This is a genomic window from Actinomadura roseirufa, assembly GCF_900659635.1.
Taxonomy (GTDB): Bacteria; Actinomycetota; Actinomycetes; order Streptosporangiales; family Streptosporangiaceae; genus Spirillospora; species Spirillospora roseirufa.
Genome location: NZ_CAACVB010000131.1, coordinates 1 through 22305 on the forward strand (window position 1 = coordinate 1; position 22305 = coordinate 22305).

Annotated in this window: 16 protein-coding genes, 1 pseudogene and 1 riboswitch; of the genes and pseudogenes, 2 read left to right on the forward strand and 15 right to left on the reverse strand. The window is 72.8% G+C overall.

All coding sequences use genetic code 11. The features are described from left to right. The 3 genes and pseudogenes from E1291_RS24935 to E1291_RS24945 all read right to left on the reverse strand — a co-directional run. Positions 1–1127: SseB family protein (locus E1291_RS24935; protein ID WP_165495272.1), on the reverse strand; the 1127-nt coding region annotated here is incomplete at its 3' end. A 1293-nt stretch (positions 1128–2420) separates the two neighbouring features. Then, positions 2421–2711 (reverse strand): annotated as a pseudogene (locus E1291_RS45410) (SseB family protein); the annotation flags it as partial. A 137-nt stretch (positions 2712–2848) separates the two neighbouring features. Further along, the gene (locus E1291_RS24945; protein ID WP_131740413.1) at positions 2849–4147 is read right to left on the reverse strand and encodes an aminotransferase class V-fold PLP-dependent enzyme; all 1299 of its coding nucleotides are present in this window, start codon (positions 4145–4147) and stop codon (positions 2849–2851) included. Between the two features lie 41 nt (positions 4148–4188). After that, positions 4189–4305: riboswitch (SAM riboswitch) on the reverse strand. 50 nt (positions 4306–4355) lie between these two features. Here E1291_RS24945 and E1291_RS24950 point away from each other — a divergent pair. Next, on the forward strand, positions 4356–4724 hold the full coding sequence (locus E1291_RS24950) for a hypothetical protein (RefSeq protein WP_131740414.1): 369 nt from the start codon (positions 4356–4358) through the stop codon (positions 4722–4724). A gap of 357 nt (positions 4725–5081) precedes the next feature. Here the strand turns inward: E1291_RS24950 and E1291_RS24955 are convergent, their stop codons facing one another. Continuing rightward, positions 5082–8114, reverse strand: a complete 3033-nt coding sequence (locus E1291_RS24955) for a transglycosylase domain-containing protein (RefSeq protein WP_131740415.1) — start codon at positions 8112–8114, stop codon at positions 5082–5084. A 247-nt stretch (positions 8115–8361) separates the two neighbouring features. Then, a complete protein-coding gene (locus E1291_RS24960; RefSeq protein ID WP_131740416.1) occupies positions 8362–9507 on the reverse strand; it encodes an FKBP-type peptidyl-prolyl cis-trans isomerase in 1146 nt (381 codons plus the stop codon). Positions 9508–9785: 278 nt separating this feature from the next. On the opposite strand from E1291_RS24960, the gene E1291_RS24965 reads away from it, so the two are divergent. Continuing rightward, entirely contained in the window at positions 9786–10631 is an 846-nt protein-coding gene (locus E1291_RS24965; RefSeq protein ID WP_131740417.1) for an exodeoxyribonuclease III, read from the forward strand. A 19-nt stretch (positions 10632–10650) separates the two neighbouring features. Here E1291_RS24965 and E1291_RS24970 read toward each other — a convergent pair whose 3' ends face one another. The 10 genes from E1291_RS24970 to E1291_RS25015 form a co-directional block, all read right to left on the reverse strand. After that, positions 10651–11061 (reverse strand): hypothetical protein, encoded by a 411-nt coding sequence (locus tag E1291_RS24970; protein WP_131740418.1) that lies wholly within the window; start codon positions 11059–11061, stop codon positions 10651–10653. Positions 11062–11227: 166 nt separating this feature from the next. Continuing rightward, a complete protein-coding gene (locus E1291_RS24975) occupies positions 11228–11824 on the reverse strand; it encodes a methyltransferase domain-containing protein (RefSeq protein ID WP_131740419.1) in 597 nt (198 codons plus the stop codon). A gap of 36 nt (positions 11825–11860) precedes the next feature. Then, a complete protein-coding gene (locus tag E1291_RS24980) occupies positions 11861–12556 on the reverse strand; it encodes a class I SAM-dependent methyltransferase (protein ID WP_165495273.1) in 696 nt (231 codons plus the stop codon). Positions 12557–12650: 94 nt separating this feature from the next. Then, entirely contained in the window at positions 12651–13697 is a 1047-nt protein-coding gene (locus tag E1291_RS24985; RefSeq protein WP_131740421.1) for a hypothetical protein, read from the reverse strand. Between the two features lie 96 nt (positions 13698–13793). Beyond that, the gene (locus E1291_RS24990) at positions 13794–14708 is read right to left on the reverse strand and encodes an SAM-dependent methyltransferase (protein WP_131740422.1); all 915 of its coding nucleotides are present in this window, start codon (positions 14706–14708) and stop codon (positions 13794–13796) included. After that, a complete protein-coding gene (locus tag E1291_RS24995) occupies positions 14705–15235 on the reverse strand; it encodes an ATP-binding protein (protein WP_165495274.1) in 531 nt (176 codons plus the stop codon). Before E1291_RS24995 ends, E1291_RS24990 begins: the two co-directional genes overlap by 4 nt. A 623-nt stretch (positions 15236–15858) precedes the next feature. Then, positions 15859–18678, reverse strand: coding sequence for a DUF5682 family protein (locus E1291_RS25000; protein ID WP_131740424.1), 2820 nt, complete (start codon positions 18676–18678; stop codon positions 15859–15861). Next, the gene (locus E1291_RS25005; RefSeq protein WP_131740425.1) at positions 18675–19796 is read right to left on the reverse strand and encodes an ATP-binding protein; all 1122 of its coding nucleotides are present in this window, start codon (positions 19794–19796) and stop codon (positions 18675–18677) included. The genes E1291_RS25000 and E1291_RS25005 overlap by 4 nt, the downstream gene beginning before the upstream one ends. Positions 19797–19848: 52 nt before the next feature. After that, a complete protein-coding gene (locus E1291_RS25010; RefSeq protein ID WP_131740426.1) occupies positions 19849–21156 on the reverse strand; it encodes a VWA domain-containing protein in 1308 nt (435 codons plus the stop codon). Next, positions 21153–22305 (reverse strand): hypothetical protein (locus E1291_RS25015; protein ID WP_131740427.1); only part of this gene is annotated, 1153 nt, incomplete at its 5' end. The genes E1291_RS25010 and E1291_RS25015, both read right to left, overlap by 4 nt.

Sequence of the window (22305 nt, forward strand, 5' to 3'; positions counted from 1 at the left end):
CCCGGCCGCCCGCCCGGGTCGGGCTGCGCGGCGGAGGCGTCCGGAGGGGGCGTGGCCGCGGCGGGCGGTTCGTCCGCCGCGTCGCGGGTGGGGCCGCTGAGCGCCCGGACCTGCTCGCCCGGCATGGTGGCGGCGATCGGGGTGCCCGGGTTGAGGACGAGCGTCCACGCGACGTCCGGCCAGGCCGACACCATCTCCAGCAGGCTCGGCATGACGAACCGGGACGAGCCGATCGCCTCGTTCATCCACTTCAGCGACGTGAACAGCTGCAGTGAGACCGCGCCCTGGACGCGCACCGGACGCCACGGGAACTCCGGGTCGTCCGGCGCGATGCCCCAGGGCGTCTCCGGTTCGGCCGGGACGAGCACCTGCGCGCCGAGCAGCACCTTGAAGAAGGCGTCGCCGTCCCGCCGCTGCGCCGCGTCGAAGAGCCGCTGCTCGATGTCGTTCTGCGGCTCGAAGCCGTCCGTCATCCGCTGCGCGGCCCGCTGGTCGGCCCACTTCGCGAGGCCGGGCAGCTGCTCGGCCAGGATCGTCCCGCCCGCGGGCGAACCGGAGTTGATCGCCAGCGCCCAGCCGGGGTCGGGCCAGTAGCGCAGCACGACGGTGAACGGGAGCGTGACGTACTCCGTCCCGCCGCCGGACACGCGCGCCGCCTCGATCAGCCGCTCCGGAGAGGTGAACACCGGCAGCACGGTCGCGCCGTCGACCTCCCGGGTCTGCCAGGGGAAACCGGGGCGTCCCGGCCGGAGCGTGTAGTCCATCTCCTCCGGCGCGGGCAGCAGCACCTCGGCCCCGGCCATCGTCTGCAGGAAGAGGTCGTGGTCGTTGCCCGCCGCGGCCCGCAGCAACTCGCGCTCGACGTCGTTGGCGGGCTGGAACGGCGGCCGCGCCTCCTCCCGGGGCAGCTCGCGGTGCTGCTCCTGAAGCTCCTCCCAGGCGCCGCCGTCATCGTCGGCCGCGCGAGATGCGTCCGGCGTGATATGCGCGGCCAGATCGGTGCGCGTCGCCGTCGGGTCCTCCCATCGCCGCTCGGGCGGCGCGACGTGCGCGGGCAGATCGGTCTGCGTGGCGTTCGGGTCCTGCCCGAGCGAGGCCCCCGCCTCCGGGGCGGGCGTGACCTCCACACCGGGCGGAACCTCGGCCGCTGGCTCCGGCGCGCGGGACGCCTCGGCCGCGGAAGCCCGCTGAGACGCCGCGCCCGGCGACTCCGGCGTCGGCGCGCCGGGCGTCGGCTCCGCCCCGCGCGTCGGCTCGGCCGCGGAAGGCGGTTGCGGCGCAGCCCCGGCGCTGGGCGGCTCGAAGGCATGTGATGACGTCGGTCCAGGCGCGACGGCTGACGCCTCCGCCGCACGCCCCAGTTCCGCCGGTCGCGGCGGTTCCGGTGTCGGCGCGCCGGGTGTCGGCTCTGTCCCGCGCGTTGGGTCGGCCGCGGAAGGCGGTTGCGGCGTAGGCCCGGCGGTGGGCGGCTGCAACGCGTGTGGTGACGTCGGTCCGGGCGCGATGGGTGACGTCTCCGCCGCACGTCCCGATTCCGCCGAGCGGGTTGGGTCGGGCAGGCGGGGTGGTTCCGGCGTCGGCGTGATGGAGGACGGCTCCGTCCCACGTGTTGGGTCGGTTGCGGAGGGCGGTTGCGGCGTAGGCCCGGCGGTGGGCGGCTCGAACGCGCGTGGTGACGTCGGTCCGGGCGCGATGGGTGACGTCTGCGCCGCGCGCCCCGGTTCCGCCCCGCGCGGTGACTCCGGTGTCGACGCGCTGGGTGTCGGCTCTGTCCCGCGTGTTGGGTCGGTTGCGGAGGGCGGTTGCGGCGCGGGCGCGGCGCCCCGCGGCTCCACTGCGTGGGGTGTGTGGGGGACGGACGAGAACTCTGCCCCGTGTGTCGGTTCCGGTGCGCGCGTGGGCCCGAGTGGGGGCACCGCCGCCTGCGGCCCCGTCGCGTGTGGTGTTTGCGGTGTGTGGGGGGTGGGCGTGGGCTCGTCCCCGCGGGTTGGGTCGGGTGCGGGCACCGCTGCCAGCGGTCCCGTCGGGCGCGTCGGGTTATGCGCGTGGGGTGGTTCTGGCGTGTGCGCGACGGGTGATGGGTCCGGTGCGCGCGTTGGGTCGGGTGTGGGCGCGGCCGTCTGTGGCTTCGGTGCGGGGTGGAGGTCCCCGGGCAGGGGCAGCGGCAGGTCGGTCTGGGTGGCGGTGGGGTCCTGTGTCCGCTCCGGCGAGGGGCCGGGGACGGGGTCGGCCCGCCGTGCCGCCGCCGCGCCGCCGATCCGCGGCGGGCGGCCGTCGCCCTCGGCGACCTGGCGGACGAACCAGGCGGGCAGCCGCGCCTCGATGGGCAGGGCGACGCCCGCGACGCCGTGCGCGGGGGCGTCGACCGCGAGCCACCAGCGGGCGTCGGGCCAGGTCTCGGCGAGGTCGCCGAACCGCACCCTCAGGAAGTGCCGGTGCGCCGGGCCGAGGCAGGCGCGCATCGCCGCGGCCGAGGTGTAGACCAGCACGTGGACGCGGCCGTCCTCCTCCTGCACCGGCCAGGACGGGCGCGTCCGGTTCGCGAGCACGCCGTCGACGAGGTCCGGTGGAACGGGGACCACGAGCTCGCTCCCCGCGAGCAGGCGGAAGTAGCCCTCCTGGTCACCGGTCCGCACGCTCTCCTGTAGCCGGCGCTCAAGTTCCGACGTCGGTCGCCAGGTGTCGGCCACGGTCGGCACCCCCTGTTTCATCCCGCCATGCCTTGCTGGTCCCCCGACCGCCGGAGCCGGGTGGGCGGTTCCGGCGGAAGGTCGCGCGACTGCCTACGCTACATGGGCGAACAGGACCAATGAGCATAATCGTCAGTTCGCTTCGACGAGTTCGCAGGTCAGCGGTCCGCCAGCCGGGCCAGCGCCGTCAGGAGCCGGTCGATGTGCTCGTCGGTCGTCCCGGCGCCGAAGCTGGCGCGGACGGCCGAGCCCTGGCCGGTGCACCCCGCGCCGCCCTCGTCCAGCAGGTGCCGGACGAACGGATGCGCGCAGAACTTGCCGTCCCGGACGCCGATGCCGTGCTTCCCCGACAGCGTAAGCGCCACGTCGCGCGCGTTCCACCCGTCCACGGTGAACGACACGATCCCGACGCGGGGCCCGCCGCCGCCCCACAGGGTCAGCTCACGGACGTGGGGGAGCGCGGCGATGCCCGCGCGGAGCCGGGCCAGCAGCCGTTCCTCCCGCTCGGCGAGCGCGTCCCAGTGCGCGGCGAGGGTGTCGCAGGCGGCGGCGAGGGCGACGGCGCCGAGCACGTTCGGGGTGCCCGCCTCGTGCCGCTGCTCGGCGTCGGCCGCCCAGCGGGTGGTGTCGCCGTGGTCGGAGACGTCGGCGCTGGCCCCGCCGCCCTTGAGGTAGGGCGGCGCGGCGCGCAGCCAGTCGGCGCGGCCGGTGAGCACGCCCGCGCCGAACGGCGCGTACAGCTTGTGCCCGGAGAAGGCGACGTAGTCCAGCCCGAGCGCGGTCATGTCGAGCGGCCGGTGCGGGACGAGCTGCGCCGCGTCCACGGCGATGCGGGCGCCGTGCCGGTGCGCGACCCGCGCCAGCTCGCCGATCGGCCACAGCTCGCCGGTGACGTTGGACGCGGCGGTCACGACGAGCAGCCGGGGCCCGCCGGGGGCGTCCGCGAGCGCGCGGTCGGCGGCGGAGATCGCCTCGGCGGGGGTGGCCGGGGCGGGCAGCCGCACGGCGCGCCGCCACGGCAGCAGCGACGCGTGGTGCTCGGTCTCGAACGCGACGACGGTCGTCCCGCCGGGGACGGCGTGCGCCAGCAGGTTCATCGCGTCGGTGGTGTTGCGGGTGAAGACGACGGCGGCGCGCTGCCACGCGCCGAGGAACGCGCGGACCGTTCCGCGCGCCGCCTCGTAGGCGTCCGTGGTCACCTGCGAGGCGTACCCCGCGCCGCGGTGCACGCTGCTGTAGTACGGCAGCGCCCGGGTGACGGCGTCCTGCACCGCCTCCAGACAGGGCGCGCTGGCCGCGTAGTCGAGGTTGGCGTAGGGGACGTGGCGTCCGTCGTCCAGCGGGACGGGGACGCCGGCGCCGACGATCCGCGGGGCGGTCCGAACCCGGACCCCTCCGGTGTGCGTCTCAGCGGGCGTGACGGCGGGACGTGCGGGGGCGGGGACGAGCGCGACCATGCGCAGCCTTCCGGGGTCGGGGACCCCGGGGGCGTGTACGGGATCCGCGCTTGCCGGGACGCGGTGGTGCGCCCGGCCTGGTCCTCACCCGGGGCACCCCATCGCGGACGAAGGGTTGCCGGCCAGCAAGCCGGGGCTTGACGCTGGCGCTCATGACCTAGTGCGGAAGTATATGCGGATGCTGACGGGGATCAAAGGGGAGGGTTCGATGCGGTACGGGGTGGTTCGGACGGTCGCCGGGGGCGTACTGCTGGCCGGAGTGCTGGGCGGATGCGCGGCGGGCGGCGGGAAGTCCGCGGCGGCGTGCTCCGACACCAAGAAGGCGTTTCAGCAGTACGTCACCCAGGTGCGGACGGTGTCGGCGGCCGAGCCGGGCCAGTGGCGGCAGGCGACCGAGCAGCTCGCCGGCCGGCTGGACGGGCTCGCGGGCACGTCCGACGGGAAGGTCCGCAAGGCGCTCAAGGAGGAGGCGGACCGGCTGCGCGCCGCCGCCGCGTCCGTCGGCACCGGCGACGCCGCCCAGCTCAACACGGTGATCAGCGAGACCCCCGCCCGAATCGGCGACGCCTGCAAGTGACATCCGCCTCACCGAAGGGCACCCACCGCCCGACCGCATGACCGCCCCCCAGCGAACCGTCCGGCCGAGGCCACCCGGCCGGGTGGTTCGTTGGATGGCTGCCAGGGCGACTCGGCGGAACGGCCTGTCGGGACGGCTCAGGCGGGCCCTGTGGGCACCGCGGTGTGGTGGCCTGGCCGGGAGGCGTGGTCAGGTGGGCGGCCCTTTTGGGTGGCCTGGCGGGCGGCTGTGTGGTGTGAACAAGTGGGAGCCCGTTGGGGCGGCTCAGGTGAGCCGCCCCAGGTACGGCGGCTCACCTGAGCCGGTCGCGGAGTGGTGGCGCGGTCGTGGTGCGCGGGGGCTGGGCGGGGCTCGCGATCAGGTGTCGCGGGAGGCCGGGCGGGTCGGGCCGGTTCCGCCGCCGGTTCCGCCTCCGCCGGTTCCGCCGCCGCCCCCGTCGTTGCCGCCGCCTCCGTCGTTACCGCCCCCGCCGTCGTTGCCGCCGCCTCCGCCGCCGGGCTCGGTCGTCGGGACGTGCGTCGGGCCTCCGGTGGGCGGCTTGGGGCTGTCGGGCCCGCCCTGACCGCCGGACGGCGGCCTGCGGGTCGGCTCGGTCGTGCGGGGCGGTTCCGAGCCGCCCGGGATCCCGCCGGTGGGCGGGCCGTCGAGGCCGGTGCCCGGCGTCTCCGAGGGAGAGCCGAACTCCTGCTGGTCGTAGCCCTTGATGTTCACGGCCTCGCTCATGTACGAGTTCCAGATCTGCGCGGGCAGCTGGCCGCCGTACGCGCCGAACCCGGGGATGGTCAGCGGCTTCTGGTCGCTGCGGAACATCGCGACCGTCGTCGCCATCTGCGGGATGAACCCGTTGAACCAGATCGCGCGGCCCCCGTTGGTGGTTCCGGTCTTGCCGGCGACGTCGCGGCCGTCGGCGAGCTGCGCGCCGCGTCCGGTGCCGCCCTGGACGACCTGCTGCATCGCGTAGGTGGCGTCCCGGGCGACCTGCGCGCTGAAGGCCCGCTCGCCCTTCTCGGTGAACTTGCGCGTGTGGTCGTCGTTGTCGGTGACGGACTTCACCACGAACGGGGTCCGATGGACGCCCTCGGAGGCGAACGTGGAGTACACGCCCGCCTGCTGGACGGGGTGCATCGACACCACGCCAAGGGGGAAGGACGGGGCGTCGCGCTGGGCGGAGGACATCTGCCCGGCGGGGACGCCCATCTTCTCGGCCATCTTCGCGATCCGCTCGGTGCCGATGTCCTGGCCGAGGTTGACGTAGGCGGTGTTGATCGAGTGCTCGGTCGCGGTGACGAGGTTCACCTGGCCGAAGTTCTCGTTGCTGTCGTTGGAGATGGCCGTCTTGCGGAAGTACTGCGGGGAACTGCCGTCGTAGGTCTCGCTGAGGGTCTTGCCGTCCTGCAGCGCGGCGGCGAGCGCGATCGGCTTGAAGCCGGATCCGACCTGGGCCCAGTCGCCGAAGGCGCTGCTCAGCGCCTCGTCGAGGTAGTCGCGGCCGCCGTAGAAGGCGAGGACCTGCCCGGTGGACGGGTCGACCGACACCACGGCGGTGCGGATCTTCCGGTTCATCCCGGCGGGCGCGTTGTTCGTGACGGCCTGCCGGACGGCGTCCATGAGCCGCCGGTCGAACGTCGTGGTGATCTTCAGGCCGCTGCGGTTGATCTCGTCCTCGGTGTAGCCGCGGCGCTCGACGAGCTCCTTCTTGGCCACGTTGACCATGTAGCCCTTCTGGCCCTTGAGGACGTCGGTGATCCGCTCCTTCAGCGGGAGCGGGAACCGCATCGCGGCGGCGTCGGCCTGGGTGACCGCGCCGTCCCGGACCATGTTGGCGACGACGGCGCGCCAGCGCTGCTCGGAGGAGGCGCGGCGCACGCCGGTCGGGTCGGAGAAGTTGCTCGGCTGCTGGATCGCGGCGGCGAGGTAGGCGCCCTCGGCGGGCGTCAGGTCCTTGACGTCCTTGCCGTAGTACGCCTTCGCGGCGGCCTGGACCCCGTACGCGTCGCGGCCGAAGTAGATGGTGTTGAGGTACTGCTCGAGGATCCAGCCCTTGGACTTCTCCCGGCCCACCTTCAGGGAGACCATGATCTCCTTGAGCTTGCGGGTGACGGACCGTTCCTTTCCGATGCCGCCGTAGTAGTTGCGGACCATCTGCTGGGTGATCGTCGAGCCGCCCTGGAGCTGCTCGCCCGTCGCCGTCGACCAGAACGCCCGCACGGTGCCCTGCACGGACACGCCGGGGTCCTGGTAGAAGCTGCGGTTCTCCGCGGCGATCACCGCGTTGCGGACGCCCGGGGGGATCTCGTCGAGCTTGACCGCGTCCCGGTTGACGCCCGTCTTGGCGATCGGGGTCTTGCCGTCGGAGTAGTAGAAGGTCGGGCCCTGCGCCACGGCCTCCTCCTGGGGCGACGGCACGGGCGTGAACAGGTAGGCGACGGCGAACGCGGCGACGAAGAAGAAGATGAACCCCAGCAGGGTGAACAGGATCCGCCGCGCGTACCGCGCTTTGCGGCTGCGCACCTTCTTGCCGCCTTTCGGGCGTTTGCCCCCGCCCCCGCCGCCCCCGCCTCCGCCGGACCCTCGGCCGGGGCCGCGCGGCGGCGGCCCCGCCTCGCTGGCCGCGGGCTCCGCGTCCGTGGTGTCCTTGCCGGGCGGTGTCCCGGACGCGGCGTCCTCCTCGGACGCGGTGCCCTTGGACGTGTCGGTGCCGGTGCTGCTGTCGGTGATGGTGTCCGCGTCGCCGTCCGCGTCGCCGTCCGCGACGGTGTCCGTGTCGGTGCCGTCCGCGACGGTGCCGGTGTCCGTGCCGTCGGCGGCGGTTCCGGTGTTCGCGGTGCCCGCCGCCGGGTCGGCCTCGGCCTCGTCGGCGGGTTCGGTGCCGTCCGGAACCTCGGCCGCGGTCTCGGTGCGGGCGTCCGCCTCGTCGGCCTCGGTCGCGCTGGACGCGGTCATGTCGGACGCGGTCGTGTCGGACGCGGTGTTCGCGGTGGGACGGGTGTCGGGTTCGGTGAGCGTCTTCTCCCCGTCAGGCGACATTTCGGGGGCGGCCGGTTCGGTCTCGGCGTCGGCCTCGTCCCGGTCCGGGACGGACACCGCGTGCTCCTTGTCGCCGTTTTGAGATATGTCGGCTTCGTTCGTGAATTCGGGGTCGTCGAGGTCGGCGTCCGGTCGTTCGGCGCCGTCCAGGGTCAGGGTCGCGGTGGCCGTCCCGGCGGCGGTGGCCGCCTCGGTCGCCGGGTCCTCCGCCGCAGCCTCCGGGGACGCCGTGACCTGGCCTTCCGTGCCCCTCGCGAGGGCATCGTCCCCGTCCGCCGCCCGGCCGGCGGCGATCTCGTCCCGATTCACTTCGCCCGTCCCGGTGGACCCGCCGTCCTCCGGGCTCTTTTTACTGCTGCTCACAAGCCCCCCGTGATTATTGCGTTACTGACGATACCTGAGGGCGTCCGTGGGTCGGGCAGCTCAATGCACACTCCCCGGGCCTTCCGATAAGGAGACGGGCAATGCGCCCGGCCGGTTGTCGTGACGGTCGTCCCACCGCGCCCGGCTCGCGGGACGGCGTCCGAAAACCGAGCGGCGGGACACCCGCCGGGTGTCCCGCCGCTCCGCGTTCTCGCGCCGCCGCCGGTCCGCGGACCGGCGGCGCGCGTCACTTGATGATCTTGGCGAGCACGTCCACCACGAAGACCAGGGTGTCGGTGCCCTTGATCCCGGCCTGCTGGTTGCCGTTCTTGCCGTAGCCCTCCTCCGGCGGCAGGACGAGCAGCACGCGGCTGCCGATCTTCGCGCCGGTGAGGCCCTTGTCGAAGCCGGGGACGGTGCCGCCGGTGCCGATCGGGAACTTCGCGGCCCGGCCCGAGGACCAGCTGGAGTCGAAGAGCTTGCCGCCCTTCCAGATCTGGCCCTGGTAGTTGACGATCGCGTCGTCGCCCTTGGCCAGCGCCGGGCCGTTGCCCTGGACGAGGGTCTTGACCTGGAGCTTGGACGGCGCTTCCTCGTCCGGCATGGTCACCTTGGGGCCCTTGCCGGCGCCCTGGTCCTCGACCTTGGGGAGCTTCTTGTCGTCGAGCTTCTGCGGCGCGCCCTGCGGCGCGGCGTTCTTGTGGACGGTGGCCTGGAGGTCCAGGACGAACAGCACCGAGTCCTTGGGGGACAGCTTGAGCTGCGCCGCCTGCTGCTTGTCGATCCGCGCGGAGGGGATCTCCACCACGACGCGGCTGCCGACGGTCTGGCCGACGAGGGTCTTGTCGAGGTCCTTGATGCCGGTCCGGCCGATGGTGAGCGGCTGGTCGGGCTGGCCCGGCTGCGCCTCGTAGGAGGAGTTCAGCTTCTCGTTGGTGCTCTTCTTCTTCGAGTCGTCCTCCGAGCTGGCCTTGGCCCACTTGTAGAGGACGAACTTGACGAACGCCGTGTCGCCGTCGGCGAGCTTGTCGCCGGCGCCCTTGACCGGGGTGGACACGTCCAGCTTGCCGGTGGGCGCGAGGTCCTTGGGGATCTTGACCTTGGGCTCCACCGCGAACTTGCCGCTGACCTCCAGCTTCGGGCCGGGCCTGGTGACGTAGTAGGTGGTGCCGCCCGCGATCGCGAGCACGGCCACGACCACCCCGGCGAACGTGGCGATCCGGCGCTTGCGGGCCTGGGCCGCAGTCAGCCCGGACGGCCGTGAGGGACCGCTGCCGCGCCCGGCGCTGATGCCGTGCGGGGTGAACTCCGGGCTCCGGATGCTCTTGGCGTTGGGGATCTTCGCCTTCGCCTTGACCGCCGGTTCGCCCCGGGGCTTGTCATCCTCGGACATGTTTCCTCACTCGCTCCGGGTTCGACGACATCACGGGAGTGACCACCCTTCCACTGCCGGTCTAAGCACAGCGTGAAAACCGAGCAAAGAAGGCCGATCCGCAATCTACCGGTCAAAACCGAGGCCGGTATCGGGCCGGGAGGCACCGGGCAGGGAGCCGCGAGCCGTCAGGATACCCCCGCGGGGCGTCCACGCCAGGCCCCCACGCCCCTGTTTTCCGCCCCGTTTCCGGAACCCGGGGTCGCGCCCTGTAAGCGGGGGGATGGCAGGGTGGGGGGATGCGGCTCGCGACGTGGAACGTGAACTCGGTCAAGGCGCGGCTCCCGCGCCTCCTCGCGTGGCTGGAGGCGGCGAAGCCGGACGTCCTGTGCCTCCAGGAGACCAAATGCCGGGCCGACCAGTTCCCCTCGGCGGAGGTCGCGGAACTGGGGTACGAGGCCGCCGTCCACGGCGATGGCCGATGGAACGGTGTAGCGGTGCTGTCTCGCATAGGCGTGGACGACATCGCGCTAGGGTTCCCCGGCGAACCCGGGTACGCGGGCGAGGCGGCGGACCCCGAAGAGGGGGAGCAGATCGTCCTGCCCGATCTCGCCGAAGCGTCCTCACCGTCCCCGGAGGCACGGGCGATCGGCGCCACGTGCGGCGGGGTCCGGGTCTGGTCCCTCTACGCGCCGAACGGGCGGACGCCGGAATCGGCCCACTACGCCTACAAGCTCGAATGGTTCGCGGCCCTGCGGACGGCTCTGGAGGCGGAACTCGCTCAAGACCGTCCGCTGGTGGCCTGCGGCGACTACAACGTCGCTCCCACGGACGAGGACGTGTGGGATCCCTCAGTGTTCGTGGGGTCGACGCACGTCACGCCGCCCGAACGGCAGGCGCTCGCCGCGCTGCGGGAGCTTGGCCTGCGGGATGTGGTCCCGAGCCCGATGAAGGGACCTCGTCCGTATACGTACTGGGACTACCGGGCGGGGATGTTCCACAAGAACATGGGCATGCGGATCGACCTGTTCTACGCCAGTGAGGCGTTCGCGGACCGTGTCGGCTCCGCTTATGTGGACCGTGAGGCCCGTAAGGGGAAGGGCCCGTCCGACCACGCGCCGATCGTCGTGGACGTCCAGGACTGAGCCGGGCACTACTTCGGCGCTAGCTCCACTCGTAAAATTTCACTTCATACTTGCCGTCGGCGTCCGATTCGGATTCGTTGACGAGGGCGATCCCGTTGAGACGCGAGAACTTCTCCGACGTCGTCCGGTAGTAGAGCGCGCCTCGGAACGAGGCGGATCCGTCGTCCCGGAGGGTGCCGACTCCCGCGCCCGTCCAGCGGGCGGTCGCGCCGTCAGGGGACATCGTCAGCCCTTGGCCCTCGCCGTACAGCTTGCCGTCCTGGCCCAAGACCGACACGTACGTTCCCAGCTCGGCGGTGTCCTGGTCGACGACGCGGCCCCGCGCCTCGTACGACATCTCGATCCGCGGCTCGCCCGCCTCCGACGGCGGCAGCACCCGTGTCGTGGTGATCTGTCCCGACATATAGCCCAGCTGCGGTCCCAAAGCCATCGTCATCCCTCCCCCGAGGCGATCACTGATGACAGTCCAGCACCGGTCTCGCTCGCCGGTCAATGCGGTTGACGTGCAAACATGTTCCAAATGATGCCATCTGACGGCAAGGATGATCTCTGTCCTTGTCATGATGATATGGCCGGGAATGTGGGTGGCTTGCGGGTCAGCGCCGCTCGTTCCGGCGGGCGATCAGCCGCCGCTTACCGGCGTCCGGCAGATCCTCCTGCTCCAGGACGGTGAAGCCGTCCGGCAGCAGCGTCGCGGGCTCTCCGGGGCCCAGGCACCACTCCTCGGGCAGCGCCGGGCGAGCGCGCCGCGCCTCCACCGTGAACGCCTCCCAGGCCAGCAGGCCGCCGGGCAGCACCGCACCCGCGGCCGGTGCGAAGATCGCGCGGTCCCAGTAGCCCGTGCACAGGACGGCCGCGAACGCCGCCGGGCCGGGCCGCCACCCGCCGAGATCGGCCTCGACGACCGTGATCAGGCCGTCCAGGCCGCGGTCTCGCGCCTCGGCGGCGAGCCGGCGCAGCGCCACGTCGGAGATGTCCACGGCGGTGACGCGCCGCCCGGCCGCGGCGAACAGCAGCGCGCCGCCGGACGGGCCGGACGCCAGGTCGAGGACGGGACCGGCGGGCGGCCCCAGCGCGAGCACCCGCCCGGCGAGCGGATGCGGCGCGGCCGTCCCCCCGGCGCCGTCCTCGTACCTGGCGTTCCAGCGGAGCCGGTCCGGGTGGTCCGCGAGGCGGCCTGGAAGCTCTCCCACCCGGCCGAGCCTAGCCTCCCCGCCGCGCGGCGCCCGCTACCGCCGCTCCGCCACGAGCAGCATGAACATGGCGGTCGGGAAGCCCTTGCGCCACCAGGGGTCGTTCTGGAGCTGGTCCTCGGTGGGGTGCGGCTCGCGCAGGTCCGCGATGACGAAACCCGCGTCTCGGAGCGTTCCAGAGTAGTACTCCAGCGGCCGGAGCCAGGACGTGATCAGCGACGGCGACTCGAGCCCGTCCACCATGAACCGCTGGTCGATCCCCCGGGAACCGAAGTACCGCGACGCCGGGACGGAGTTCATCGCGCCCTGCTCGGAGTTCTCCACGTAGAAGCAGGGGTGCAGGGTCAGGATGACCAGCCGCCCGCCGCTCTTCAGCACGCGCCCGAACTCGGCGACGGCGGTCCCGGGGTCGTGCAGGTGGCTGAACAGATGGTTGCAGACCACGAGGTCGAACTCGGCGTCGGGGCCGGGCAGGGCCGCGACGCTCGCGCGGGTGAAGGTGACCGAGCCGGGGCCCGGCGCGGGGGTGCCCGCCGCCGCGTCGATCAGTCCCTGGGCGGCGTCCACGCCGACGACGTGGGCGCCGCGCGCGGCCAGCGTCCGGGAGAGGTAGCCCTCGCCGCACCCGGCGTCGAGGACCCGCAGCCCGTCGCAGGGGCCGATCGCCTCCAGGACGGCCGCGTCGGTCAGCTCCGTCCGGTACCGGTCGCGCTCCTCCCTGATGATCCGCACCCAGTATCCGGCGTTGGCCTCCCATCTCTCTCGCGTGAGTTCCGCGATGGCTCGCGCCCTGTCTTCCACCAACGCCCCATTCCTCGGCATGGACTCACACCACGCCCTTGAGCTGCCTCACCAGCTTGCTGCAGGTGTCTCGGATCGTTCTGTCCCGGCACTCGCCCCCGCGCAGTTCCAGCGCGCGGATGAGTTCGGTGATCTTGCCGCCGAACGTGGGGTCCCGTTTGAGAGCCAGCGGGATGTACGTCGACGCCAGGTAGTGGACGTAGGCGTCGTTGTAACTGCTGATCTCCCTCAGGACCTCTCGTGCCGTGTTGTGCAACAGCAGGGAGCTGGGCAAGGTGAAGTCGGAGCTGATACGGCCGTCGCGGGTGTAGGTGGGGAAGGACCACTCCTCCAGTGCGGCGTACACGGGCGTCGCGTCGAGTTCCCTGCGGTACCGCTCGGCGAGTTCGAGGTCGCCCGAGCTGATGAGCGCCCCCATCACGACGCCGCGCATCATGAACGCGGTCTGCCGGCCGGGCACCTCGAAGCCGAGCTCGGCCTGGATCGACCCCGTCACCTTGCTGACCTGGTGCGTGAGAATGTTGAGCGCCAGAATCGAATGGAAGGAGTAGGTCTTGCGGTTCAGCCGCGGCGCCAGCTCGATCGAGGACTCGAACAGTTTGTGCGGGTCCTCCAGCAGGCCGTGCCCGCGCTGGGTGGAGTAGAGCGCCTCCAGCGCGCGGTCCTGCTCGCGTCCCCAGAAACGGGCGATGAAGGAGGAGACCTTCTGCGTCGCCTCCCCGCGGACGATGTGCAGCGCGGCCTCGAGCGCGTTCAGCAGGTGCTGCTGGGCGACCGTCGAGCCCTCCAGGGCCGCCAGGTCGACCGTCAGCCCCTCCCGGCCGAGGTCGGTGAGCAGGGCGTCGCGGCGCTTGCGGATGGCGTGCGCCATCGAGTACTCGGCGATGCCCGGCACCGACGACATCAGGCTCTGCAGCGACCGCCCGCTGACGCGGTCCAGCCATTCGGTGTTGTCCCACAGCCGGAAGACCGTGCTCTCGTCCAGCCCGGAGAAGGCCGCCACGTCGGACATGTTCAGACCCATGTCCTTGGTGATCTCGGAGAGGGACTTCGGCTCGCCGTCCGTTGTCATCACTCGCCCCAGAGCCGCGATTCGCCGACTTTTCGATCGTAGCGAAGCAGCAGGCGATTTCGTCTGATCTATCAGTGTGGATGGCATGATGCGGCGTCATTCCGGCTTACGGCCGATACAGCCGATGAGCGGCAGCCGCCCGGCCGCACCCGCCACGACGTCGGGCACCCCGTCGGGAACCGCGTCCGTGCCCCGGCCCGCGACCTCGTCCGCCTCCGGCCGCACGGCGCGCGCGAGCGGCAGGTTCACCGGGAACGGGTCGAGCAGTTCCAGGCCCGCGCAGATGTCGGTGATCTCGTCGAGGCCGCGCGGGGTGAACGGGACGTCCGCCGACTCGAAGAGCCCGGACACCGCCTCGAAGTCGGCCGTCCGCTCGACGTGGGTGAGCGCGACGTGGCTGCCCGCCGGCAGTGCCGCGATCAGCTCGCCCATGACCCGGCGCGGGTCGTCGGCGTCGGTGAGGAAGTGCAGGACGCAGAACAGCAGCACCCCGACGGGCCGGCCGAAGTCGAGCAGCCGCCGCGGGCCGGGGGCGGCCAGCAGCGCGGCGGGGTCGCGCAGGTCGGCCTGGAACGCGCAGGTGCCCTCGTCCACCGCGAGCAGCGCCCGCGCGTGCGCGACCACCATCGGGTCGCTGTCGGTGTAGGCGACGCGGCAGGACGGGTCGACGCCCCGCACCACGTCGGCGACGTTGCCGGACGGGGCGGGCAGCCCGCACCCGATGTCGAGGAACTGGCGCAGGCCGGCGTCCCGGGCGAGCCGGCCGGCGGCGTGCCGGACGAACGCCCTGTTGGCGCGCGCGATCCGGGGGATGACGGGCGCCTTCAGCAGCGCCCACTCGGCCATCTCCCGGTCGGCCGCGTAGTTGTCCTTGCCGCCGAGGAAGTAGTCGTACATCCGGGCGACGCTGGGGGTCGGCGCGTGCACGGCCGCGCGAGCCCTCTCCTCCTCCTCTTCGACGGGGGAGGAGACGGCCCACTGGCTGAGGTTCAGCACCGACCCCGCGGTCACGGCAGCCTCCACCCTTCCCGGACGCCGACCCCGAACCAGAACGTCGACGTCCCGTTCCGGTTGCGGTGCGTCCCGTAGTCGATGGCGAGGGCCTTCATGAGGACCAGCCCGCGGCCGTGGCTCTGCAGCGGCTCGTCCGGCACGCGCGGCTGCCCCAGCGGGGCGCCGCCGCCGTCGGTCACCTCGACCCGGACGAACCGGTCGATGTGCAGGACCGACAGCATCACGGTCCCGTCCCGGCGCGGTCGCGCGTGCAGCACCGAGTTCGTCAGCGCCTCGCTGGTCAGCAGCTCCAGGTCGGCGAGTTCGGAGCGGTCGGCGCCGAAGTACTGTCCGACCAGCTCGCGGGCATAGGAACGGCCGAGTCTGACGGCGGCCGGGGTCGCGGCGAGGTCGAGCTCGCCGAGGAGGCGCCCGGAGGTCTTGCCGTTGTTCCAGGCGGACGGCGGTGCGAGTTCCAGCGATGGAGCGGGGGCCGGGGCCGGGACCAGGACCGGCGTTCCCGACCATGCGTCTGGTGCGTTCATGGCAGCGACGGCTTCACGTCTCCGTGTCGGGCTGTAAGCGAACATGTGTCCAATGGCCTGCTGGGAGTCGGACATCGGCGTGAACACTGCGAGCCGGGCCCGAAATGAGGTCCCGCTCACACAACAGCAACTCTGACGCACCGGGCCGCTTCGAGTCACCGACGCTTGCGCGCGTGCAAGGGCCCTACGGCTGCCTGCGGAGAGTCACTCCGCGTCCCTGATCCGCGACATTCCCGACCCTCCGCCCCCGCCCCCGCCCCGCCCGCCCCCGCCGACCGAATGCCCGTCACCTGCGGTTTCAGCGGGACGCAAGCCCAAATAAAGGCCCACCCCAAAGCCCGGACGCGCCTTTGGACACCCGCCCCGGCCCCGACGCGAGCCGACGAGCGCGTTACCGGTCCCGCCGGGGCGACGCCGGAGGCGAGCCCCGGCGGGACCGATCGCGAAGCGATTCGCGCCCGCACAAGCACGGTCAAAGGACGAGCCGCCAGGCGAGTTCCTTGGGCCGGGCTTGCAGTGAACACAGCCGTCACGCGAGCGCGCGCCCTGACCGGCGGGGGCGACGCCGAAGGCGAGCCCCCGCCGGGAAGATCGCGAAGCGATTCGCGCTCGCACAAGATCGGTCAAGGGCGAGCCGCTAGGCGAGTTCCTTGGGCCGGGCTTGCAGTGAACACAGCCGAGATTGCATTGAGCGCTACCGGATGGCGGGCCAGGAGGGCGGTCACTTCGGCGTGGCCCGCCGGGGCGGCGGGGCTCTCCTGCCAGCCGGGAGGGTGGCCGAGGAGGGCGGCGATGGCGTCGCACGCGGACGGGTGGGCGGCCAGGAGCGTCGCCGCCGGGCCGGGCGGCGCGTCCGCCACGAGGACGGGGGACGCGGCCGCCGCGGACGGCGACCAGGGCGGGACCCAGGCGTCCAGTGCCGGCAGCGTGGCGGGGAACGTGCGGGCGGCCTCGCGGACGAGCACCGGCACCAGCTCCCGCGCGTGCTCGCGCAGCGTCGTGATCAGGGTGGGCAGCCAGGGCAGCAGCACCCGGTCCGGCAGCCGCGCGAACGCCTTCGACATGACCTCGACGACGACCGGCGCGAGTGCCGGGGCCGGTTCCAGCGCCTGCACGAACCCGCTCATGTACAGCGGGACGGACGGGACGACCAGTGGGTTGCCGAGCAGGTCGTCGCAGCGTCCGCGCAGCTCGGCGAGGGACATCAGGCCGAGCTGCGACCGGGCCGCCCACAGCAGCGCCACCTTGGCGGGCGCCTCGGGGTGCGCCTGCCGGACGGCCAGTTCCAGCTGGGCGTGGTCGCAGCCGAGCGACAGCGCCAGGCTCTCCATCCCGAACAGGAACCCCAGCATCGCGGCGACCTGCCGGACGCCGGTGTCGTCGTCGGTGAACGCGGTGGGGAGCAGCGTGCAGTAGTGCGCGTAGCCCTCGGCCACGAACGCCTTGCACCACTCGGGCAGCTCCGGTTCCGTGGCGCGGTAGTGGGCGAGCAGCCGCCGGGCCCGCCGCAGCACCTCCGGGGCGTCGTCGACGGTGCGCTCGGCGGCCAGCAGCTCCACCGCCCGCGCCCCGAGCTCGTCCACGAACCGCCTGGAGCCCAGGTAGAGCAGCGCGTCCTCGACGGCCTCCAGCGCGACGGCGGCGGTGGCCTTCGGGTCCCGCACCGCGCGGCGGAGCCGGTGCTCCAGCACCTGCTCGACGGTGACGCCCTCGTACCCCAGTTCGACCAGGGCCCGCTGGTCGCGGCCGAGCGCGAGGTCCCAGCTCTCCTGGATCGACCGCTCGCCGAGCTTGCGCGACCCCATGATCGGGCGGACGGTGCCGCCGGGCAGCAGCCGCCGCAGCACCCACAGCAGCCGCGAGCACGGCTCCAGCGCGGGGTCGGCGTCCAGGTTCATCAGGGCCCGCTGGATCGTGCGCTTCTTCAGGTCGAGCCCCAGCGGCTCCAGCCGGTCCAGGACGTCGCGGGCGAGGGGCGGCAGCGAGGCGTAGCCGACCTCGCCGATCCGGTCGCCGCCCAGCAGGATCTCGCACAGGTGCCGGACGTCGCGCCGCCCCGGCACGCGGTCCTTCTCGATGCAGGTGACGGCCGCGTCCTGGAAGTCGTAGGGCGTGGGGCGCGCCCGGCCCCGCATCCCCGCGAGCAGGATCGACGTCTCGAACACCGCGATCGCGTCGGCCGTGCTGGACAGGTAGCCGTTGCGGCGGGCGAGGCGGACGAGGTCGACGCACCAGCCGAGCAGCTCCGCCTCGTCCAGGCCGTCCAGGACGGGCGGGCTGGACAGGAAGCCCGACAGCCGGTCCGCCGCCGGTTCGTCCACCACGGGCGCGGCGGCGCTCTTGCGGGCTGACGGCTTGCGTCCGCCCTTCTGGCCCTCCAGCCGGAACGGCGTGACCCGGCTCCGCTTGAGCGCCTTGTCGAACGTCGCCGCGGCGATCGACACCGACCCCGACGCCAGCCCGAACTGCGCCTCGATCGCCGAGTGGCTGGACGGGATGAGCCCGTACTGCCAGCGCGTCGCGGTCCGCGGGGTGATCTCGAACGGCGCGGCGGCCGCGACGCCGAACTGCTCGACGCGGCTCGCCGCGTGGAAGGCGCCGCACACGTACAGGCAGCTCGCCGGGTCGGCGCCGGTCGCGGCGAGGTGCTCGCGCATCCGCGTCCACATGTGGCGCTCGCGGTCCTCGTCGCGGCCGAGGTCGCCGCGGCTGGGGCGCAGCCGCCGGAACAGGCTGCCGATCAGGACCATGACCTGCCGGTAGGTGGCGTAGTCGGCGCCCGACAGCGGCTGCTCGACGTACTGGTCCCACCACTCCGACCAGTGCCGCACCTTGCCGTGGTGCAGGAGATAGGACTCCAGCTCGGCGAAGCCCGGCCGCAGGTCGCCGATCTCCAGGCCCACCGCGTCGCCGTGCAGCGCCGCCTCCTCGGGGGCCTCCGGGGGGACGTCCGGGCCGGGCGCGTCCGGTGCGGGCTCGCGCCGCTCCCACTGGAAGACGTGGTCGGTGGACCGGTCGACCAGGACGATCTCGACGCCCGGGGTGTCGAGGGCGTAGGCGATCGCCTGGTACTCCGCGGACGCCTCGGTGATCGGCGCGATCACGCTGAGCGGCGCCCATGACGCCGGGTGGCCGTCCGGCTCGTTCGCGAACGCCTGCAGCGCGACCGGCAGCCGGCAGTTGCGCAGCTCGGCCAGCAGCGGCGCGAGGTCCTCGCACAGCTCCAGGTAGATCACCGACGGCCGCTTGTCGCGCAGCCGCCGCGCCATCGCCAGCGCCGAGGCCGGCGAGTGGTGGCACACCGGGAAGATCTCCAGTTCCTCCCGCAGCGCCCGGTCGACGTCGTCGACCATCCCGGACAGGATCGCGGCCACGGCGTCCTCGCCGCCGAACTCCCGGGCCGCGTCGTGCAGCTGCTCGCGCAGCGCGCCGAACGGGCTCATGACAGCGTCGAGATCGCCTGGCGGCCGCCCTCGAGGAAGCCCTGCCAGGACGGGTCCGCGCCGTCCTTCTTGCTGCGCGGCTCGACGACCCCGTGCCAGAACTTGTTGAGGATGGCGAGGTCCTCGGGGCTGCGCCGGGCGAGCGAGCCGACCAGGGACCCGCCGAGCGTCCGCGCGGTCAGCGCCCGGTCGCCGAAGAACTGGCTGTGCAGGATCGCGTCCTCCAGCACGCCGATCTGCTCGGCGGTCGACAGCGCCGACTCCAGCCGGTCGTCGTCGCCGGTCGCCGACGCCGCGGCGGCGCGCAGGTCGGCGAAGCTCTGCAGCAGGATGTCCAGCAGCGAAGGCGGCACCTCCAGCTCGATCCGGTGCCGGCGCAGCAGCTCGGCCGTCCGGAACCGGACGATCTCCGCCTCGCTGCGCTTGTTGGTCACCACCGGGACGCGGACGAAGTTGAACCGGCGCTTCAGCGCCGACGACAGGTCGTTGACGCCGCGGTCGCGGCTGTTGGCCGTCGCGATGATCGAGAAACCGGGCTTGGCGAAGACGATGTTGTCGTCGTCCAGCTCCGGGATGGACACGTACTTCTCCGACAGGATCGAGATCAGCGCGTCCTGCACGTCGCTGGTCGAGCGGGTCAGCTCCTCGAACCGGCCGATCACCCCGCCCTCCATCGCCGTCATGATCGGCGAGGGGATCATCGACGCCCGGGACTGGCCCTTGGCGATCACCATGGACACGTTCCAGGAGTACTTGATGTGGTCCTCGGTGGTGCCCGCCGTCCCCTGGACGACCAGCGTCGAGTTCCGGGAGATCGCCGCCGACAGCAGCTCGGCGAGCCAGCTCTTGCCGGTGCCCGGGTCGCCGATCAGCAGCAGACCGCGGTCGGACGCGAGCGTCACGATGCTGCGCTCCACGAAGCTGCGGTCGCCGAACCACTTCTGCGGGATCTCGCGGTCCAGGCCGTCCGACGGCTCGGACCCGAGCACGAACAGCCGCACCATCTTCGGGCTGAGCCGCCACGAGAAGGGCTTGGGCGCGTCGTCGACCGACTCGAGCCAGTCCAGTTCCTCGGCGTACTTCACCTCGGCGGGCGCGCGCAGCATGTCGTCGGTCATCGGTGGAACGTCTCCTCTGTGTACTGGGAAGGTCGTGAAAAGGGGGGCGCCGTCAGGCGAGGAAGGTCTTGAGCTCGGCGACGAGCTTGTCGATCTTTCCGGAGATCACCGGGGTGCCCAGGGACTTGAACCGCTGCCGGAACCACGGGTTCACGATCTGCGTGCCCGAGCTGGTCACCGACCCGACCGGGATGAACTTCACCCCGGACCGGTGCACGGCCTGGATCCCCTCGAACAGGGGCTGCGACCGGTCGAACTCGTAGAAGTCGGAGATCCACACCAGCACCGTGTTCGCCGGGTCGGTGATCTTCGGCCGGGCCATCTCCATCGCGACCGGCCCGTCGTTGCCGCCGCCGAGGTTCGTCCGCAGCAGCACCTCGAACGGGTCGTGCACCCACGGCGTCAGGTCGATGGCCCGCGTGTCGTAGGCGATCAGGTGCACGTCCACCTTCGGGAGCCCCGCGAAGATGGACGCGAGGATCGTGCAGTTCACCATCGAGTCGACCATCGAGCCCGACTGGTCCACGACCACGATCATCTTGGCCGGGGTCGTCCGCCTGGCGGTGTGCCGGTAGAACAGCCGGTCGACGTAGAGCCGCTCGTCCTCCGGGCTCCAGTTGGTGAGGTTCTTCCAGATCGTCCGTTCGAGGTCGAGGTTGCGGAACACCCGCTTCGGCGGCACCGACCGGTCGATCGTCCCCGCGCTCGTCTGCCGCACCTGGGTGCGCAGCACCTCCGCGACCTCGTCCACGAACCGGCGGATCAGCGACCGGGCGTTGGCGAGCGCGACGCCCGACAGGTTGGCCTTGTCGCGCAGCAGCTGCTCGATGAGCGACATGCTCGGGGTCAGCCGGGACGCCAGCGCCGGGTCGGCGAGCACCTCGCGCAGCGCCATCCGCTTGATCAGGTCGCCCTCCAGCCCGGCCAGCACGCCCGCCACGGCGGTCGCGCCGTCCGGGCCGAGCGCCGCCCTCAGCCGCCCCGCGTCCCGCTGCCACTCGCCGAGCCGTCCCGCCGTGACGTTGCCCGACCCGGTCGCGAACACGTTGAGCAGCAGCTTGGAGACCAGCGCGGCGCGCCGCACGCGCCGCTCCGGGTCGTCCTCGTCCTCCTCCTCGCCGGTGGCGGCGGCGTTCTCGTCCGCCGCCATCAGGCCGTCCAGCTCGGCGTCCAGCTCGGGAAAGCGCTGGACGAGGTTGTCGACCGACACCGACGGGTCGAGCAGCGCGGGCGGCAGGCCCAGGTCGTCGACGATCGCGACGCTCGCCGCCTCCAGCGACGGCTGCTCCTCGGGGTCGAACACGCGGGCCAGCAGCCGCCAGTAGAGGGCCTGCCGCCGGTTGTCCTCGGAATCGTTCATTTGCGCAGCAACCGTCCCGCCCGCTCCTGGAGCACGGCCACGACGTCCCCGGACCGCGCCATCGACTTCACGACCTTCGGATCGGTGGGACCGAGCGCCCAGTCCCCGTTGTGCGCGGCGGCGGGCTGCTTCTTCACCAGGGCCTGGACGCCGAGCGGCTGCACCGACCACTGCCCGCCGTCCCACCGGACGAGCCCGATGCACGCCGACGACGCCTTCAGCAGCGCCGGGGTGAGCGGCCCGCACGAGGGGATCCGGTCCACGTCCACGGCGATCCGGTGGCCGTCCAGCTCCCACGTCGCCGCGTCGACCGCCTTGTAGCCTTCGAGCAGCACGGGCTCGGCGATGCGGACCGGATGGCGTTCCAGCGGCGGGACGGCCGGGGCCGCCGCGCCCGCCAGCAGGACCCGCGCGGTGGCGAACGGGTCGGCGGGTTCGCCGGCGCTCGCCCGCGCGTCGTCCCACACGAGGTCGCCGCCCAGCAGCGGCATGTCCAGCACGTCGACGCTCCGCCGCTCCGCGAGAGCCCTCAGCAGCACCGGGTGCCCGCGCAGCAGCTGCCACACCGCCGGTCCGACGATCGTGTCGACCTTCGTCGCCGCGACGGCCGTGCGGACGAGCCGCGGCGCGCCGCCGTCCGACGGCTCCAGGATCGCGTGCACCTGTGTCTGGACGGCCGTTCCGTGCTCGTGCACGTCGACGCCGAGGGGCAGCAGCCGGCCCGACGCAGCCCCCGCGGGACGGGCCGTCCCGGCCGTCCGGGCCAGCAGCACGCCCCGCGCCCACAGGTCGGACCAGCGCCGCGCCGGCAGCCGATCCAGCGTCGCCACCGGCGAGGACGCCCGCAGCTCGGCGGCCAGCCCGTCCAGCAGCACGGCCGGCCGCCGCAGCCGAGGCTCGGCCAGCGCCGCCTCGATCGTCTGGTCGGAGGCCGCCACCAGGTCGTGCCCGACGCCGCGCCATCCGGCGATGGCCAGCTCGGTCAGCCAGGACCGGCAGCCGGCGAGCAGGTTCTCCGCGACGGGCTCACCGGTCTCGGGCTCCTCCCACGCGGCGCGCTCGCGGCCGAGCGCCCCGTCCAGCCGGGCGAGCAGCGCGTCGTGCACCGCCCCGAGCACGGCGCCGCGCGCCCCCGCCAGCGCCGCGATC